The organism is Halomonas halodenitrificans DSM 735 (assembly GCF_000620045.1).
GTDB lineage: Bacteria > Pseudomonadota > Gammaproteobacteria > Pseudomonadales > Halomonadaceae > Halomonas > Halomonas halodenitrificans.
The window spans coordinates 47,262-63,895 of the sequence record NZ_JHVH01000015.1 but is presented as its reverse complement, the minus strand read 5'-3'; the positions used below and the strand labels follow the sequence as shown (position 1 = coordinate 63,895).

16 protein-coding genes and 1 tRNA gene are annotated in these 16,634 nt (G+C 63.4%); 10 read left to right on the top strand and 7 right to left on the bottom strand.

Annotated features, from left to right (window positions below):
- Positions 1-50: 50 nt before the first annotated feature.
- The 3 genes from Q358_RS0108355 to Q358_RS0108345 all read left to right on the top strand — a co-directional run bounded on the left by Q358_RS0108355 (position 51) and on the right by Q358_RS0108345 (position 2,593).
- Positions 51-647 carry a hypothetical protein gene (locus tag Q358_RS0108355; protein ID WP_027961633.1) on the top strand — a complete coding sequence of 199 codons (597 nt, stop codon included), beginning with the start codon at positions 51-53 and terminating at the stop codon, positions 645-647.
- A gap of 225 nt (positions 648-872) precedes the next feature.
- Positions 873-2,204 (top strand): sulfite oxidase, encoded by a 1,332-nt coding sequence (locus Q358_RS0108350; protein WP_027961632.1) that lies wholly within the window; start codon positions 873-875, stop codon positions 2,202-2,204.
- An 8-nt stretch (positions 2,205-2,212) separates the two neighbouring features.
- Positions 2,213-2,593, top strand: coding sequence for a hypothetical protein (locus Q358_RS0108345; RefSeq protein WP_027961631.1), 381 nt, complete (start codon positions 2,213-2,215; stop codon positions 2,591-2,593).
- Positions 2,594-2,682: 89 nt separating this feature from the next.
- Here the strand turns inward: Q358_RS0108345 and Q358_RS0108340 are convergent, their stop codons facing one another.
- The 7 genes from Q358_RS0108340 to Q358_RS0108310 all read right to left on the bottom strand — a co-directional run bounded on the left by Q358_RS0108340 (position 2,683) and on the right by Q358_RS0108310 (position 8,345).
- Complete coding sequence (locus Q358_RS0108340) at positions 2,683-3,483, bottom strand: DUF2797 domain-containing protein (protein ID WP_245598294.1); 801 nt, start codon at positions 3,481-3,483, stop codon at positions 2,683-2,685.
- A gap of 43 nt (positions 3,484-3,526) precedes the next feature.
- Positions 3,527-3,811 (bottom strand): YeaC family protein, encoded by a 285-nt coding sequence (locus tag Q358_RS0108335; RefSeq protein ID WP_027961629.1) that lies wholly within the window; start codon positions 3,809-3,811, stop codon positions 3,527-3,529.
- A gap of 33 nt (positions 3,812-3,844) precedes the next feature.
- Positions 3,845-4,693: a rhomboid family intramembrane serine protease gene (locus tag Q358_RS0108330; RefSeq protein ID WP_027961628.1), complete on the bottom strand. Its 849-nt coding sequence runs from the start codon at positions 4,691-4,693 to the stop codon at positions 3,845-3,847.
- A gap of 177 nt (positions 4,694-4,870) precedes the next feature.
- Positions 4,871-5,875, bottom strand: a complete 1,005-nt coding sequence (locus Q358_RS0108325) for a metallophosphoesterase (protein WP_027961627.1) — start codon at positions 5,873-5,875, stop codon at positions 4,871-4,873.
- A gap of 1 nt (position 5,876) precedes the next feature.
- Complete coding sequence (locus Q358_RS0108320; protein WP_051530258.1) at positions 5,877-6,794, bottom strand: NAD(+) kinase; 918 nt, start codon at positions 6,792-6,794, stop codon at positions 5,877-5,879.
- Positions 6,795-6,860: 66 nt separating this feature from the next.
- Positions 6,861-7,730, bottom strand: coding sequence for a carboxylate/amino acid/amine transporter (locus Q358_RS0108315; protein WP_027961625.1), 870 nt, complete (start codon positions 7,728-7,730; stop codon positions 6,861-6,863).
- 72 nt (positions 7,731-7,802) lie between these two features.
- Positions 7,803-8,345, bottom strand: coding sequence for a YqaE/Pmp3 family membrane protein (locus Q358_RS0108310; RefSeq protein WP_027961624.1), 543 nt, complete (start codon positions 8,343-8,345; stop codon positions 7,803-7,805).
- 161 nt (positions 8,346-8,506) lie between these two features.
- Here Q358_RS0108310 and Q358_RS0108305 point away from each other — a divergent pair, with 161 nt between their 5' ends.
- The 7 genes from Q358_RS0108305 to Q358_RS0108275 all read left to right on the top strand — a co-directional run bounded on the left by Q358_RS0108305 (position 8,507) and on the right by Q358_RS0108275 (position 16,546).
- Entirely contained in the window at positions 8,507-8,914 is a 408-nt protein-coding gene (locus Q358_RS0108305; protein WP_027961623.1) for a CBS domain-containing protein, read from the top strand.
- 405 nt (positions 8,915-9,319) lie between these two features.
- Positions 9,320-9,393, top strand: a tRNA-Gly gene (locus tag Q358_RS0108300).
- 59 nt (positions 9,394-9,452) lie between these two features.
- Positions 9,453-9,827, top strand: a complete 375-nt coding sequence (locus tag Q358_RS0108295) for a hypothetical protein (protein WP_027961622.1) — start codon at positions 9,453-9,455, stop codon at positions 9,825-9,827.
- Positions 9,828-9,885: 58 nt separating this feature from the next.
- On the top strand, positions 9,886-10,650 hold the full coding sequence (locus Q358_RS16895) for a helix-turn-helix transcriptional regulator (protein ID WP_043487904.1): 765 nt from the start codon (positions 9,886-9,888) through the stop codon (positions 10,648-10,650).
- A 209-nt stretch (positions 10,651-10,859) separates the two neighbouring features.
- The gene (gene putA / locus Q358_RS0108285; protein ID WP_027961621.1) at positions 10,860-14,051 is read left to right on the top strand and encodes a bifunctional proline dehydrogenase/L-glutamate gamma-semialdehyde dehydrogenase PutA; all 3,192 of its coding nucleotides are present in this window, start codon (positions 10,860-10,862) and stop codon (positions 14,049-14,051) included.
- Between the two features lie 180 nt (positions 14,052-14,231).
- Positions 14,232-15,722 (top strand): sodium/proline symporter PutP, encoded by a 1,491-nt coding sequence (putP, locus tag Q358_RS0108280; protein WP_027961620.1) that lies wholly within the window; start codon positions 14,232-14,234, stop codon positions 15,720-15,722.
- A 176-nt stretch (positions 15,723-15,898) separates the two neighbouring features.
- On the top strand, positions 15,899-16,546 hold the full coding sequence (locus tag Q358_RS0108275; protein WP_027961619.1) for an OmpW/AlkL family protein: 648 nt from the start codon (positions 15,899-15,901) through the stop codon (positions 16,544-16,546).
- The last annotated feature ends 88 nt before the right edge of the window (positions 16,547-16,634 follow it).

Below are 16,634 nucleotides of genomic sequence, written 5' to 3'. Positions count from 1 at the left end.
AGGGCGTGACCCAAGCGGGAAGATGGCGACGTCAAACGTGAGGCCAGCCCGTGATTCTGCGAACCCTTTCCCTGTTGCGCTCCTTGCAGAGCGCCAGCCACACCGCCGACGAAGCCCGTGACACCATCCAGCAGGCCAGCGATTACGCCTGGCTGCGCCAAGAGCTTCGCCACGGCGCGATCACCCGCGACGATACACGCCTCTCCGACGGCACCCCGGCACGCATCATCGCCCTCGCCTGGCCTGCCACGGCTCGGCGCCTGGCCGGTGGTAACTGGCCTGAGGCGCCGGAGGCGCGAGAGCGCTGTCATGTCTCGGGCCAGCATGCCTGCCGTGCTGCCGGGGCCCCTGCCTACCGCACCCTGGAGAGCCTTTCCCGCGGCCTGGCTGAAGGTGGGATCGCGGTACTGCGTGATGCCTCTCGCTTCCAGTACCTGATCGACAACAATGCTCTGGAACTCACCTGGTGCCGCCCCCAGGGCTTGCCGGCGGGTCTGACACCGCGCCTGGTCGAGCCCGACAGTCGGGTCGGCTGGTTCCTCCTCGAGCTGCGCACTCCCGGCACCGCACCCCCGAGCCACCTCACCGGGGCATGGCTGGACGAGTGCCTCGACCGTTACCGACGCATCCTCCCCCGGCAGGGGTAGCCCTGCCGGGGTCGCACTATCACGCCTGACTCACGGCTGACCGATACGCCCCCCGTCCCGTGCCTGATGGCCCGGCCTGCCAGTACGCCGACATCGGGCAGCAACTCCTGGCAACCCTGCTAGGCTGGAAGAACACAGGACCCGAACACGGGCTGCCCAAGACATTACAACGACAACACGGCGCCGACGACAACGCGGCGCCTGAACCTGGCAGGAATAACCCTCATGACAAAGCTCCCCCCCGACTCCAAGACCCGTGGCCTCCATGAGCTCTACGCCGAGGATCCCGAGGCGGCAGACCGACTGGTATGGAACCGTGAGGTCGACCCGGTATCCCGCCGGGGTTTCCTCAAGCGCTCGAGCCTGCTGGCCATGGCGGCAGCAGTAGGTGGTTCCATCCCCTTTGCCGACAAGATGCCTGGCGGCCTGATCCCGGCGGCCCTGGCACAGAGCGACGAGCCCTTCACCCTGGAGGGCAAGGAGGGGTTGACCATCCTCAATGACCGGCCGATCAACGCCGAAACCCCGCCCCACCTGCTTGACGACGACATCACTCCTGCCAAGCACATGTTCGTGCGTAACAACGGCATTCCGCCTGCGGTGGAGGATATCGATGTCGATACCTGGCAGCTGGAGATCGGCGGTGAGTCCTGCGAGTCGCCACAGAGCTTCTCGATTGCCGACCTCAAGGAAAGATTCGAGCACCATACCTACCAGCTCCAGGTGGAGTGCGGTGGCAACGGCCGCAGCGAATACGTGCCCTCGGCCAGCGGCAACCAGTGGACCACCGGCGCGGTGGCCTGCCCCACTTTCACCGGCGTGCGCCTGCGTGATGTTCTCGAGTCCTGTGGTATCAAGGAAGACGCCGTCTACACCGGCTACTACGGCGCCGATGCCCACGCCAGCGGAGACCCCGACAAGGATCCCATCTCCCGTGGCGTGCCCATGGAAAAGGCCCTGGAGGATGAGTCACTGATCGCCTGGGCCATGAACGGCGAGGACATCCCCTACCTCAACGGCTATCCCCTGCGCGTGGTGTGTAGCGGTTGGCCGGGCTCGGTCTCCGGGAAGTGGCTCAAGCGTATCGTGATCCGCAATCAGAAACATGATGGCACCAAGATGGGCGCCCCTTCCTACAGTGTACCCAAACACCCGGTCGCACCCGGTAGCATGGTGCCCGAGGAGGACTTCGTCACCATCCAGTCGATGCCGGTAAAATCGCTTGTTACCTTCCCGAAGTCGGGGATCGACCACCCCTTGAGCGACGCCATGACCGTACGCGGCCACGCCTGGGCCGGCGACCTGTCCGTCAAGGCGGTGCATGTCTCCATCGACTTCGGCGCCACCTGGAAGAAGGCCGAGCTCAAGGCGGCGCCCAACCGCCTGGCCTGGCAACGCTGGACCACATCCATTGAATTCCCCGAACCCGGTTACTACGAGGTCTGGGCCAGAGCCACCGATGATGAAGGCCGTACGCAACCCATGGTCGTCCCGGGCTGGAACCCCAAGGGGTACCTGAACAACGCCTGCCATCGCGTCGCGATTCAGGTCGCCTAGGAGGTACCATGAAGCCTTTACGCGCACTCGCCGTGCCCACGCTGGGGGCAGCCCTGCTGGGCCTTCCCCTGGTGTCGATGGCCCAGGAAACGGATCCGGATAGCGGCCTGATCAAGGCCGAGGGCTGGCAGATGACCAAGGCCAACTGTACGGTCTGCCATTCTGCCAAACTGGTGACCCAGAACAGCGGCACTCGCAACCACTGGGAGTCGTTGATCCGCTGGATGCAGGAGACCCAGGGGCTCTGGGAGTTCCAGCCCGAAATGGAAAATGCGATCCTCGACTACCTGGCCGAGAACTATGGCCCCAAGGAGGATAGTCGTCGTCCGGCGCTGCCGCGCGCCCTGATGCCGGATAACCCCTACTCGACGGTCGCCGACTCCAGCTGAGACCCAGGGCTCCAGCACAACGGGCCCCTCACGAGGGGCCCGTCATCGTTCAAGGACCATTCCAGGACGTGGCGGAGTCCCCTCCCGGATCAGGCGATAACCTTGACCTCGTAGCCGGTGTACTTGCGCAGGTTGATCACCCCGCTGTCGAGGATCAGGTACTGGCCCTTGAGACCGAGCAGGGTACCCGATACGTCGGGCGTCTTGTCGAGGTTATGCGAGACCACCTTGGTGGGGTATTCCAGAACCGGATAATCAAGCGTCACCGGCGCCTCATCCAGCACCCGGATGGCGTCTGCGCCGAAGCGTTCACGCAGATTGGCGAGGCCACCCTCGAGGCGGGCCAGCAAACGGTCGCGCTCGGCGGGCATGTCGAGCATCGACGCGTTCCCCTTGAGCATGGCCCGCCAGTTGGTACGATCGGACACCTCTTCCTTGAACAGCATCTCCACAAGGCCGGACTGCTGGCGAGTCGCCACCGCCAGGATCGGCAGCGCCTGGACGGCGCCCTGATCGAGCCAGCGGGTCGGCACCTGAGTACCACGGGTGATGCCCACCTTCAGGCCCGAGGCATTGGCCAGATAGACGATATGCGGCTGGAAGCAGTGTCGCTCGGCCCACTCCGGTTCACGGCAGGTACCCGCGAAGAAATGACAGGTCTCCGGCTTGACGATGCAGGTATCACACCGGGCGAGGCGCTTGAAGCAGGGATAGCAGTAGCCCTGGGCGAAGCTCTTCTTGGTGGCGCGGCCGCAATGCGTACAGGCGATGGCACCGCTCCAGGCGAGCGTCAGCGGCCGCCCCAGGCGCTCATTGAGCGCCAGGCGCTGTTCACCGGCGCGCAGGGTATACCGGGCCGGTCCACCCTCCGCCCCCGGAATGACCGCCATTTTGGTCAGGCAGCCCTGCACCTCGCTGGCCACGCGCATCGGCTCAGTCACGACCGGCGTCCTTGGCCAAACCGGCCAGCGCCGGGTCGACGTTCGCCCCACTGCTGTCGCCGCCGCAGGTGCGCCGCTCGAGGTAACCGACGCGTTCGCTTTCGGGCACCTTGTTCTCCACCTCGTAACGCATCACCGCCTCGAGGCACAGCTCGGTCTGTTCACGGGACAACAACCGACCGTCGGGCCACTTGCGCAGGGATACCGCCTGCTTGAGGCTCTCATAGATGGTCGGCGTCATCTGCTGAATCATGCGCTCGAAGGTCATATCGCTCATCGTAAATATCTCCTGGAAGTCGAGGCGGTAGCGCTAACGGCGGGCACGTCGGGAATGGTACCAGCCCAGGGCCAGGCCCACGACCAGCCCGCCCAGGTGTGCCTCGTTGGCCACGTTACCGAAGCCAACCGCGGCGGCCATGTCGGTCATGGTAAAGAGCATCCAGCCGAGCATGAACACCACCAGCATCTGCGGCACGAAGAAGCCGCTACCCGGCGCTCGACGAGACATCAGCCAGACATAGCCGAGCAGCGCAAAGTCCACGCCGGACATGCCACCGAACAAGGCGGTACCGGCCGCATACTGGGCCAGATTGGCACCGATGCCGGCGGCAAGCACGATCACCAGCAGGCGTCGGCTACCCTGCAAGGCCTCCACCTGGCGGCCGAAGTACCACAGCCAGAGCATGTTGAAGACCAGGTGCATCCAGCCGAAATGCAGGAAAGCCGGCGACAGGAGGCGCCACACCTGGCCCGAGGCCAGTACATCCGGCAGGCTCCCCACCGATAGCGTGCCGGCCGAACTGATCCCCAGCGGCACGATGGCCAACAGCGCGATCACCATGTCGCCGAATACCGCCATGGCGGCAAATACCAGCAGGCAGAGACCCAGGGTCGCGGCGGTCAACGGCGCCTGGCGCAGCACCGACGGCAGTGCCCCGGCGCTCATGGAGTGCCGTCGAGGCGCATCGACCGGCAAGGGTTCGCCACGCTGCCAACGCCCTACAACGTCCAGCAACGCCTCGTGCTGAGCCGGGTCGGCCAGCCACAGCAGCTGGCCCTCCGACTCCTCGGTAATGCGATGACCGACACGCGCCGCCCAGAGGGCGCGGCGCAGCTCACGGGTATCGGCATCGGCGGGCAGCAGCATCACGCGATACATGGCATTACCTCGAGTGGGGAGGGACGTCGGCCGCGAACTTCCGGCGGACACGCATAAAAAATCCGGCGGAGGGGGCCGCCGGACAAGAGCAAGGGATCATTCAAGGGAACACCTACTCAGATGACGGATTGCGTCGGGAGTTCAACGCCCGACCCAGTAATTTTGTAACACTTTGTATCAATCTAGATCGATTTCCCATGGCTGGGGCCGGACCCGCTCTTCACGAGGCACCCGCAGCCAGACAAAATGGTCGGCATCGAGGCGTGATTCACCGCTCCAGCGATAGGCCACCAGGCGCCCGAACTTGACGGCACTGTAGTCCAGGCAGGCAATATTGGGCGCCGGCAACGCCGGGATGCCCTCACACCAGTAGTGCCCAATAAACAGAGGCGGCTCTTCGGGGCCATAGTGGCTGAGGCGCGCACGCTCCTCTTCCGCCAGGGATCGCTGTTCAAGATCGCCAGGCAGGTTGTCGGGCTGGAACACCACGTCTCCCCAGGTCTCGGGGGAGCGTGCCCAGAAGTGAGTGCGAAAGCTCCGCCGCGTGAAACCGTCGCCGGAATGCATTTCAACGCCCAGAGGCAGAGGAATCTGGGTGCCACGCGTCAGGCGATCGAGAATCTGGAAGGCACGGGTACCGGGGGCAGTGGATTCAATCAGGAAGGCATGATCCATGCGGGCATCGGGGCGACGCCGATACAGTTCGTCGATCAACGGCTGATCCCAGCAGGCGTGTACCACGCGCAGGCCATCGAGCTCCAGGCACAGTGGCATGTCCAGGAACCAGGCCAGGGTTTCTTCCCATTCCTGTGGATGGTCACGATACTGCTCGAGGGTCTCGCGAATGATGCGATTGTTGCGCGGCGTATGTCCACGCAGCCAGTCACGCCCCAGTCCGGAAGGAGCACGCTGGCAATAGGTCAGGGCGTTGTATTCATGATTGCCCATCACGATATGCGCCTCACCCTCCTCGACCATGCGATAGGCTATCTGCACTGCCAGCCGGACACGTGGCCCCCTGTCGACCAGATCGCCAAGGAAGATCACCTTGCGCCGTGGATGGCGGTAAACCCCACCACGCTGGTGATAACCCAGCTTCTCCAGCAGCGCGGCAAGGGTCGCCCCACAGCCATGTACGTCACCGATCAGGTCATAGCCCTCGAACCTCGCCCGCTTGTTCACGTCAATCTCCCAGGCGGTGGCTCCAGCCCAGCTTGCTGCGCAGGACCTCATAGAAGTTGTGCCCCACCGGATGCACCAGGTGCACCGTCTGGGGCTTGCGACGAATCACCAGCACGTCATCGGGCTTGGCGACGGCCCGAGTCTGGCCATCACAGCTGATATGGGGATAGGTCTGGTTGGTCTCGCCGATATGGATGCGAATTTCACTGGCCGCATCCACCACGATGGGGCGACTCGACAGGGTATGCGGGAACATCGGGACGAGGGTCAGCACATCGAGTCGCGGATGCATGATCGGTCCCCCACCGGAGAGCGAGTAGGCCGTCGAACCGGTGGGTGTCGCGATGATCAGGCCATCGCTGCGCTGGGTATAGACGAACTGCCCGTCGAGGAACAGCTCGAACTCGATCATGCGCACCGCCTTGCCGGGGTGCAGCACGACCTCGTTAAGCGCATCCCCGCTACCCACCAGGGTGTCGTCACGGAAGAGCTCGGCATCGAGCAGGAAGCGCTTCTCCACTTCGTAGTGCCCTTCGAGCACTTCACCGACTCGCTCCTCAAGCTCGTCGGGGGAGATATCGGTCAAGAACCCCAGCCGACCACGATTGACCCCCAGCACCAGGGTGCCGCTATGGCAGAGGGTACGCGCCGCACCGAGCAGGCTGCCGTCGCCGCCGACCACGATCACCAGGTCACATAGCTCACCGAGCATGCGCCGACTGGCCTCTGGGTGACCATGATCGAGCAGCACCGTGGCGGTGCGATCCTCGACGATCACGTGCAGGCCGCGCTCGTCGAGAAAGCGCATCAGGCGCTTGAGGGTTTCGACCACCCCGGCACTGCCCAGCCGGCCGATCAGGCCAATATTACGGAAGGGCAGTGTCTCGTGCCCCACCGGGGTTCTCTGTTGGGATGACATTCGAAGGCCTCTCGCATCTCAGCGACTCATTATGGCGAGCGACTCCTTCCCGAGCAAACGTGACCTTCAGGCCGGCGAGACCGAGCGCCGACGCCCCCACCACTCGTTGATCAGCAGGGCCGCCAGGATGATGGCACCGCCCGCCCCCAGTCGAATCAGGTCGGCATCACGATTCCAGATCGTTAGGTTGACCACCAGCCCCGCCGGTATCAGCACGTTATTCATGATCGCCAGCGCGCCGGCATCCACTCGCACGGCACCGAGATTCCACAGGAAATAGCCCAGGCCGGAGGCCGCCAGGCCCAGCCACAGCAACACTCCCCACTGAATGCCGGTCGTCGGGAGCGCGGCGGCATTGCCGAGCAGCACAAAGGCCGGCACGGCCACTATCAAGGCACCGAGATAGAACCAGGCAAAGACGCTGTAACGCGGCAACGCCTCAGGCAATTCGGCCGACAGTCGCCGGTAGCCCACCTGACCGAGGGCGAAACAGAGGTTGGCCCCCTGAACCACCAGAAAGCCCATCCAGAAGCCGCTGTCCACACCGTCGTAGCGGATCACCGCGGCTCCCAGTACCGCCAGCGTCGCGGTAACCAGATAAAAGGGGGTAAAACGCCCGAACAGCGCATCGTCGAGCAGGGTGATATAGATCGGCGTGAAGATGGTGAACAGCAGCACCTCCGGCACCGACAGCAGCAAGAATGATTGATAGAAGAACAGGTACATCGCGCCGAGCTGCACGGCACCGAGCCCCATCAATATCCAGCGCTGGCGTCCCTTCAGCAGCCGCGGGCGAAGGAAGGGCAAGAAGACCAGGGCCGCCAGCCCGACTCGCATCAGCACCGCAAAGTAGCTATCCACCTGCCCCGCCAGATAGACACCGATCAGCGAGAAGGAGAACGCCCAGAGAACGGTAACGCCGACCAGAAAACCCATGAGTAAACCCCGAAATATTATAAGGTTTACAAAGTTTACATGGACCGGGGCATCACTGCCAAGATACCCGTCTCAGGTGTTCGATAGGCCTCGCCAGGCGTATACCACGCCCGGCACCCAGCCCAGCAGTGTCAACGCCACGGCGACCAGCACCCGGCGTGTTGAGTGCCCGGCCAGGCCCACGGCCAATGGCGGCATCAATATTGCCAGTATCCTGAGCATCAGCCGCAACCAGGGTGGTTCCTCGGGCGTGTCACCGGGTGTTTCATCAGGGCTCACGTCGGGTGCCGCCTGGGAGTGACCGTCAGGCCCCTCACTGCCGGAGGGCGGCGTATAGCTACCGACGACGGCCTTTTCCCGAGAGGCGGATGACTCATGGTCCAGAGCACGCCGATGGGCGTCATGATCGATCTTCTGGTCGATGGCATCGGCGTCTTCGGCCAGGTCGCCATGGAAGCGCTCCCACTCTTCCCAGTCGTGGGGCGTGCCGGCTCGGGGACGATGGTCGCCCGCCCCCCGGGCGCGAGCCCAGGCCTTTTCCTCCAGGGTGTTGGGGCGCTCGCGGTCGCGCTCGCCGTCGACCCCCTTCCTGGCGAGATATTCGCGTGCATCCATGATCAACCTCCGGACGACAATAAGTGGTTATGGATTGGAAAGGATGACACCGCTCCGGGTTCCATTGGCGACACCCAACGTTGAAGGGCCTTCAGTCGGACGAGGCGAATAGCCGACATAGTCGACTATGCTATGGACAAACCGGCAAAAGGAGACTCGCCATGGCCGACAAGGCACCCACCATCATACGTGAGATCATGTCCCGAGACTGCTACCGAGTCACCGGCAACACCTCTGTCGCGACGCTGGCCGAGGGGTTGGCACTGCACCGCCTGCCCGGTGTACCGGTGGTCGACGGCAACGACTTCCTGATTGGCTTCATTTCCGAACAGGATGTGATGAGCAAGGTGCTGGAGAGCGCCTACCTCAACGACGAGCCACCGCTGGTCAATGACCTGATGCGCCATGAGGTACTTTCGGTATCCCCTACCAAGAGCATCACCGACCTGGCTCAGGAGATGTTCGGCAACAAGCCCAAGGTCTACCCGGTGGTGGAACAGAATCGACTGGTCGGCATCGTGACCCGCCGGGACGTGCTCAACGCCATTCTACGCATGCGTCACCGATGAACGGCACTCGCCCCTTCCCACTCCCTTGCCCCCTCTTGCCTCGCCCCGTCAATGACGGGGCGAACGCCTTGCCGGTGGACCATCGGTGCAGCCGCCTGCACGCCAGCCCGGGGAGAGCCAAAAGCCTGGGAAGAACCAAAAAGAAGGCCGCCTCGCATGGAGACGGCCAAGATACGATCGAAACGGCCAGCTAGGCGACAGAGTTAGCGACTGCTATCGCGACTGGCTGTACTGGATAGGACACCCCATGACGAGAAAGTTCGCGACAAGGCCAAATTTTCTGTTCCGGACAAGCAGAGGGGCTCGGGAAAACAGTTGTTTAACGCCACGGCCCGCCGTATCGGCAAAAACCACCACCCCGGACTTGCATCGCTAAACAGTTGGTTTTATTATCGAAACGAGCTCGCGGGTGTAGCTCAATGGTAGAGCAGAAGCTTCCCAAGCTTAAGACGAGGGTTCGATTCCCTTCACCCGCTCCAGTTTCTCTCGCCCTCCGTGGCCCTCCCTCCCCGATATACGGGGCCACAATGGATTCGCCATGGCCCTCTATCTGCTGGTCTTCGCCGTTTGTCTGCTGGTCTTCGGCGGCATGGTTGCCCTTCTGCTGCTTTCCGGTACGTCGCGTTTTCGCACCGACCCCGAACGCCTGTTGACGCTCTTCGATCAGGCGCTGGAAAACCGCGTCGATGAGACCGAATGGAATGCCGTCATGGGCTACCCGATTCGCCACGACGACTATCTGGACAGCACCCGCCGCCGGGCCCAGAGGCTGATGGACGAGCATGGCAGTCACGGCCGTGCCGCCCGGGGACGCCCCCTTCTGGACGAGACGGGGCATGCCGAACTCGAGGCACTGCGCACTCACCTGGCGGGCCGCCAGGCCCTGCGCGAGCGTCAACACAGCGTGAAATGAGACATTGTGCCTCACGGGGTAAGATGACTTGTCACCCGATGCTTGGAGGCAGGCCGCCATGCCCAGCGTGATCCGCCAGATTCCTCTCGACACCGCCACACGCCACCACGCACACGACTACCACCAGGTGGTGATCGGCCTGCATGGCCGCGCGGAGTTCGAGATCGAGGGGCTCGGCGGCGACATCTCGGCGCTCTCCGGCTGCATCGTGCCCGCCAACCATGTGCATTACTACGCCGGCACCGGTGACAACCGCCAGCTGATTCTCGATCTGCCGGCCCGCTCCCCTGCCCTGACCGGCCCGCAGCGTGGGCTCTCACGCCTCTTCGATGCGCCACGCTTCTTTACCCTGGACGACCCGCTCAAGCGCTACATGGAATTTCTGCTGGTGGAGCTCGACCACTCGGTGCCTGACGCCCAACAGGGCGACCGTCTCGCCGCCACCCTGCTGGGCTGTCTGCATGCCCGTCTGGCCAGTGGTACGTCAGCGGCCCCCGCCAGGCTCGACATGGCACGCCTGGACCGCTTTATCGAGGCACACCTGGCTGGCCCTCTCAGCGTCGCCGACCTCGCCCAGGAAGCCTGTCTCAGCGAGGCCCACTTCCGTCACTGCTTTCGCCACCAGACCGGGCTCTCGCCCTGGCAGTACGTACGCCGCCGGCGTCTCGAGGCCGCACGCAGCCTGCTCGATGATTCTCATCTATCGCTGGCGGAGATCGCCGCTCTTGCCGGTTTCAGCAGCCAGAGCGCTCTCTCGCGAGCCTGTCGCGAGGCCTATGGACAATCGCCGAGTCGGTTACGCCAACCGTGCGCCCTGCAGTAGCCAGGCGGCATACTCACTGACCCCGCCGCACACTACGACGAACGTCTATATAAAATCAGTAACTTCCCTACATTTCCGCGGAATCCGCAAGAACAGCCGCGGAATCGACAAGCATCATCATTCAATGACACCTAGAGTCAGAGGAAGCGCCAGTACTGGCCATCCATTTCCTTTTACGACTCAGCCTGACAATGCGACAGGGGATCCTCATGCTCGAAGCCAACTCCATGCTGGACGCCACTACCTGGCGACAGGACCTGGAAACCCTCTTTTCACGCATCAGCGAATACTATGTCGTGGATGAAGACGCCTTCGTCGGTGAACTCGTCCAGGTGCTGAGTGCCGATACCGACCAGGCGAGACGCATCGCCGACCAGACCGCCGAGCTGGTCCGCGAAGTCCGCGAGATGGATACGGCCGTCGACTCCATCGACGAGCTGCTCCAGCAGTACAGCCTCGATACCCACGAGGGCCTGATGCTGATGTGCCTGGCCGAAGCCATGCTGCGGATTCCCGACAAGGCCACCGCGGATGCGCTGATCGAGGACAAGCTGGGACCCGCCGACTGGAAGTCTCACCTGGGCCAGAGCGACTCCTGGTTCGTCAATGCCTCCACCTGGGGCCTGCTGATGACGGGCCGAGTGATCAATCTCGACCAGCCGACGGAGGGGCGCCCCGCCAGCTTTATCAACAGGCTGGTCAACCGGATGGGAGAACCGGTCATCCGCCGCGCCATGCGCGAGGCAATGAAGGTGATGGGCAAGCAGTTCGTGCTCGGCCGCGACATCGACGAGGCACTAAAACGCTCCCAGCCGCTGTTCGACAAGGGCTACACCTACTCTTACGACATGCTCGGCGAAGCCGCTCGCACCCACGATGATGCCGCCAAGTATTTCGAGGACTATGCCCTGGCCATCGAGCGGGTCGGCGAGACCAGTCAGTCGCTGCCGGACAAGACCCCGGCCCCCTCCGTCTCCATCAAGCTCTCGGCGCTGCACCCGCGCTACGAATTCGGCCGCCGTGAGCAGATCCTCGACGAGCTGGTGGCAAGCGTGACGAAGCTGGCCGCCATGGCCCGGGAACGCTCCGTGGCACTGACCATCGACGCCGAGGAAGTCGACCGCCTGGAGATATCTCTCGAGGTGTTTCGCGCGATCTACGAGAGCGACACGGTCAAGGGCTGGGGCCACTTCGGCCTGGTGGTACAGGCCTATTCCAAGCGCGCCCTGCCGGTACTGCACTATCTCAACCGCCTGGCCGACACCCAGGGCGACGAAATCCCGCTGCGCCTGGTCAAGGGCGCCTACTGGGACACCGAAATCAAGGAGTCTCAGCAGCTCGGGGTCGAGGGGTATCCGGTATTCACCCGCAAGGCGGCCACCGACGTCGCGTTCCTGGTCTGTGCACGCTTCCTGCTTTCCGACGAGACCCGCGGGCGGATCTTTCCCCAGTTCGCCACCCACAACGCCCACACCATCTGCGCCATCCTGGAGCAGGCCAACGAGGCGACTCGCCCGTTCGAGTTCCAGCGTCTGCACGGCATGGGCGAAGCCCTCTATGATGCCGCGCTCAAGCGCGCCCCCGCCGGCACCTACTGTCGTATCTATGCCCCGGTAGGTGCCCACAAGGACCTGCTGCCCTACCTGGTGCGGCGCCTGCTGGAAAACGGTGCCAACTCTTCCTTCGTGCACCAGCTGGTGGACCCCAAGGTACCGGTGGAGTCGCTTTGCGAGCATCCCGTGGAAACCCTGGGCCAACATGACCGCTACGCCAACCCGCGCATCCCGCTTCCCGCCGAGATCTACGGCGCGAATCGCCGCAACTCCCGAGGCGTCAACCTCAACGTGGGCAGCCACTATCGGCCACTGATGGATGCCATGGCCAAGCACATGGACAAGACCCATCGCGTCAAGCCGCTGCTGGCCTTCGAGGTCAGCGATGATCCGGCCAACACCCATGAGGTCACGTCACCCTTCGACCGCCGTCAGGTCGTGGGTAGCGTCCAGTGGACCAGCGCCGAGCAGGCCCAGCAGGCCCTGGATGCCGCCTGGAACGCCTTTCCGCGCTGGTCTGCTACCCCGGCAGCCGAGCGCGCCGCCATCCTGCGTCGTCTGGCCGACCTGATGGAAACGCACATGGCGGAGCTGATGACGCTCTGCTCCCGGGAGGGCGGCAAGCTGCTCACCGACGGCGTCGACGAGATCCGCGAGGCGGTAGACTTCTGTCGCTACTACGCCATGCGAGCCGAAACGCTGTTTGGCGAGCCAATCGTGCTACCCGGCCCCACCGGCGAGTCCAACCAGCTTGAGATGGGCGGACGCGGCGTGTTTGCGGCCATCAGCCCCTGGAACTTCCCGGTGGCCATCTTCTGCGGCCAGATGGTGGCCGCCGCGGTGGCCGGCAACAGCGTGCTGGCCAAGCCCGCCGAACAGACCTCGCTGGTCGCCCATCGCGTGGTGGAGTTGCTGCATGAGGCCGGCATGCCTCACGACGTTGTCCAGCTGCTGCCGGGCGACGGTCCCACCGTGGGCAGCGTGCTGACCGGCGATGCGCGCATCACCGGCGTGGCGTTTACCGGCGGCACCGATACCGCCCAGGTCATCAACCGCGCCCTGGCAAACCGCGACAATGCCGCCTTGCCGATCCTGATCGCCGAAACCGGCGGCCTGAATGCCATGATCGTCGACTCCACCGCCCTGCCCGAGCAGGTGGTGGTGGACGTTGTCCAGTCGGCCTTCCAGAGCGCCGGACAACGCTGCTCGGCGCTACGCGTGCTCTATCTCCAGGAGGAGGTCGCCGACAGGGTCATCCACATTCTCAAGGGCGCCATGGAGGAACTGCGCGTGGCCGACCCCCGCGAACTGGGCACCGACGTGGGCCCCGTGATCGACGACGATGCCCGCCGGAACCTGATGGCCCATGTAGAGAAGCTCAAGGCCGAGGGCCGGCTGGTGGCGGAGACACCGCTCGACCCGGCCGAGACCGAGCACGGCACCTTCGTCGCCCCGGCCGCCTTCGAGATCGACGGCATCGAAGCCCTGGAGCGAGAACAGTTCGGCCCGATACTGCATATCGTGCGCTACAAGGCCAGCGAGCTGGATAGCGTGATAGGGTCGATCAATGGTCGTGGTTACGGACTGACATTCGGCGTTCACAGCCGCAACGAGTCCTTTGCCGATGAAATAGCGCAGAAAATTCGTGCTGGCAACGTCTATATCAACCGCAATATCATCGGGGCCGTGGTCGGCGTACAACCTTTCGGCGGTCAGGGCCTCTCGGGCACCGGACCCAAGGCGGGAGGGCCGCACTATCTGCTGCGCTTCGCCACCGAAAAAGCGGTGACCGTCAATACCGCTGCCCTGGGCGGTAACGCCTCACTGCTTGCGCTGGGAGACGAGTGAACCCCACTCGATATCACAATAAAACGGAAGGAATCCCCATGACAGAAAACAACGCCATCATTGACGTCACATTCGCCCTCAACGGATCACGATACTCGCCATCGGTACTCTAACCTGCATGCGTAACAACAAACGGCCGGCGCGGCGGCTGGCCTAACAAGACAAACTGGAGATGCTTTTATGGCTACTGGCGTTTGGATCAGCCTTTTCATTTACTTCGCACTCATGATCGGCATCGGCATTTATGCGATGCGCAAATCCACGGCCACGTCCGAAGGTTACATACTGGGGGGCCGCTCTCTCAGTCCGCAGGTGGCGGCCCTGTCGGCCGGCGCCTCGGACATGAGCGGCTGGCTGCTGCTGGGCTTGCCCGGGGCGATGTTTGTCTCTGGTCTGGGCTCCGCCTGGATCGGCATCGGCCTGTTCACGGGGGCGCTGTTCAACTGGATCCTGATCGCGCCGCGTCTTCGCGAGCAGACGGTCCATTATGGTAATGCGATCACCATTCCCGAATTCCTGGCGAACCGATTCCCGACCCGGGCCATACCGCTGAGAACGGTATCCGCGGTCGTCATCGTCGTCTTCTTCGCGGTCTACACCGCCTCCGGCCTGGTGGCAGGCGGCAAGCTGTTCGAGAGCGCGTTTTCCGGCGTGATCAACATTGGCGGCATGAGCGACTACTTCGCCGGTGTCGTCATTACCCTGGTAGTGGTACTGATCTATTCGGTAATCGGTGGCTTCATGGCCGTCAGCATGACGGACTTCGTGCAGGGCTGCATCATGATGCTGGCGCTGGTGGTCATGCCGCTAGTGGTACTCTTCGGTGAAGGGGGCGGCGGCTTCGACCAGGCGTCACAGACTCTGACTCAAACCGATCCCACGCTTCTGTCCTGGACGGAAGGGCTGACCTTCATCGGCTGGCTGTCCGCCGTGACCTGGGGCTTTGGCTACTTCGGCCAGCCGCATATCATCGTGCGTTTCATGGCCATCCGGAGTCTCAAGGAAGTTCCCGTGGCCCGCAACATCGGCATGAGCTGGATGTTCATCTCGCTGGTCGGCGCGATCTCCCTGGGTCTGCTCGGCCGTGCCTATGCCGTCCGCAATGGCATGGATGTACAGGATCCGGAAACCATCTTCATTATCCTGGCCGACCTGCTCTTCCATCCGCTGGTCACCGGCTTCCTGTATGCCGCCCTGCTGGCCGCCGTCATGAGCACCATCTCCAGCCAGCTGCTGGTGGCCTCCTCCTCGCTGACCGAAGATTTCTATCGCCTGTTCCTGCGTAAAAATGCCTCGGAAAGGGAAATTGTCAACATGGGTCGAACCAGTGTCGTGCTGGTTGGCATGGTGGCAGCGGTGATCGCCTCCAACCCGAATTCCCAGGTGCTGGGGCTGGTCAGTAACGCCTGGGCGGGTTTCGGGGCGGCATTCGGCCCGCTGATGATCCTTTCGCTGATGTGGTCGCGCACCAACGGGGCCGGCGCCATCGCGGGCATGATCGTCGGCGCCGCCACCGTGGTCATCTGGATCTCAGCGGGCTGGAACGCTGAATTCATGGGTGGTCCCGGTGTATACGAGATCATTCCCGGCTTCATCGCTTCCTTCATCGCCATCATGGCGGTGAGCAGCATGACCGCCGACGCCGGCGAGTACCAGCATATCCAACGCTAGAGATACGGGAGTCACACACTCGCACAGGGGGCCGCCTTCGGGCGGCCTCCTTATTTTAATGCACTGCATATATGTCTTGCTCTGGATCAATTTTGATATCCAGCCGCACCGTTAAAATGGACTCGTCTTCCGATGCGGCGCCCCGCCGCCCAATACTCGCCACCAGGAGTCAGTCCATGCGCAAGAGTGCCCTCTCCACCCTGATCGCCGCGAGCGTTGCCGCCGCTGCTGTTACCGCCAGCACCCAGGCCTTCGCCGCCTATGGTGCCGGCGACTTCTTTACCCGCATCGGCGTGGCCAAGGTCGAGCCCAAGGGCGACAACGGTTCGCTCACTCCGGCTAACCTTAAGGCCGATGTCGCTGATGATAGCGCCTTCGCCTTTACCCTGGGTTACCGCTTCACCGACAAGCTGGGCGTGGAGCTGCTGGCCGCCGAGCCCTTCGACCATGACTTCACCCTCGGGGATGGCGCCGCCACTGGCTCTACTGACCATCTACCGCCGACCCTGACCCTACAGTACTACCCGCTGGGCGGCACCGATGCCCATGTGCAGCCCTATGTCGGGGTGGGCGTCAACTACACCCGCTTCTCCGATGAGAAGGCCACTGTGACAGGCGTTGGTGAAGTTGACGTCGAGTTTGATGATTCCTGGGGAGCGGCTGGCCAGCTGGGCGTCGATCTGCTGATCGACGATCACTGGGCACTCAACGGCGCGGTCTGGTATATGGATATCGACAGCGACGCGAAGGTCGGTGGCGACGACGCCGGCAAGGTGGAGATCGACCCGGTGGTGGTCATGGGCGGCATCAGCTACCGCTTCTGACCCCACTGCCCCCTCTCGCGCCAGACACAACGGGGCCCGCCAATGGCGGGCCCTGTTGTGTCTGGCGGTCGAACCCGGCAAGGTTCGT

Bases quoted from the DNA above. Each gene is read 5' to 3' on its own strand.
- Q358_RS0108350 (WP_027961632.1), top strand. From the start codon at position 873: ATGACAAAGCTCCCCCCCGACTCCAAGACCCGTGGCCTCCATGAGCTC.
- Q358_RS0108345 (WP_027961631.1), top strand. From the start codon at position 2,213: ATGAAGCCTTTACGCGCACTCGCCGTGCCCACGCTGGGGGCAGCCCTG.
- Q358_RS0108340 (WP_245598294.1), bottom strand. From the start codon at position 3,483: ATGGCGGTCATTCCGGGGGCGGAGGGTGGACCGGCCCGGTATACCCTG.
- Q358_RS0108335 (WP_027961629.1), bottom strand. From the start codon at position 3,811: ATGAGCGATATGACCTTCGAGCGCATGATTCAGCAGATGACGCCGACC.
- Q358_RS0108330 (WP_027961628.1), bottom strand. From the start codon at position 4,693: ATGTATCGCGTGATGCTGCTGCCCGCCGATGCCGATACCCGTGAGCTG.
- Q358_RS0108320 (WP_051530258.1), bottom strand. From the start codon at position 6,794: ATGTCATCCCAACAGAGAACCCCGGTGGGGCACGAGACACTGCCCTTC.
- Q358_RS0108315 (WP_027961625.1), bottom strand. From the start codon at position 7,730: ATGGGTTTTCTGGTCGGCGTTACCGTTCTCTGGGCGTTCTCCTTCTCG.
- Q358_RS0108310 (WP_027961624.1), bottom strand. From the start codon at position 8,345: ATGGATGCACGCGAATATCTCGCCAGGAAGGGGGTCGACGGCGAGCGC.
- Q358_RS0108305 (WP_027961623.1), top strand. From the start codon at position 8,507: ATGGCCGACAAGGCACCCACCATCATACGTGAGATCATGTCCCGAGAC.
- Q358_RS0108295 (WP_027961622.1), top strand. From the start codon at position 9,453: ATGGCCCTCTATCTGCTGGTCTTCGCCGTTTGTCTGCTGGTCTTCGGC.
- Q358_RS16895 (WP_043487904.1), top strand. From the start codon at position 9,886: ATGCCCAGCGTGATCCGCCAGATTCCTCTCGACACCGCCACACGCCAC.
- putA (WP_027961621.1), top strand. From the start codon at position 10,860: ATGCTCGAAGCCAACTCCATGCTGGACGCCACTACCTGGCGACAGGAC.
- putP (WP_027961620.1), top strand. From the start codon at position 14,232: ATGGCTACTGGCGTTTGGATCAGCCTTTTCATTTACTTCGCACTCATG.
- Q358_RS0108275 (WP_027961619.1), top strand. From the start codon at position 15,899: ATGCGCAAGAGTGCCCTCTCCACCCTGATCGCCGCGAGCGTTGCCGCC.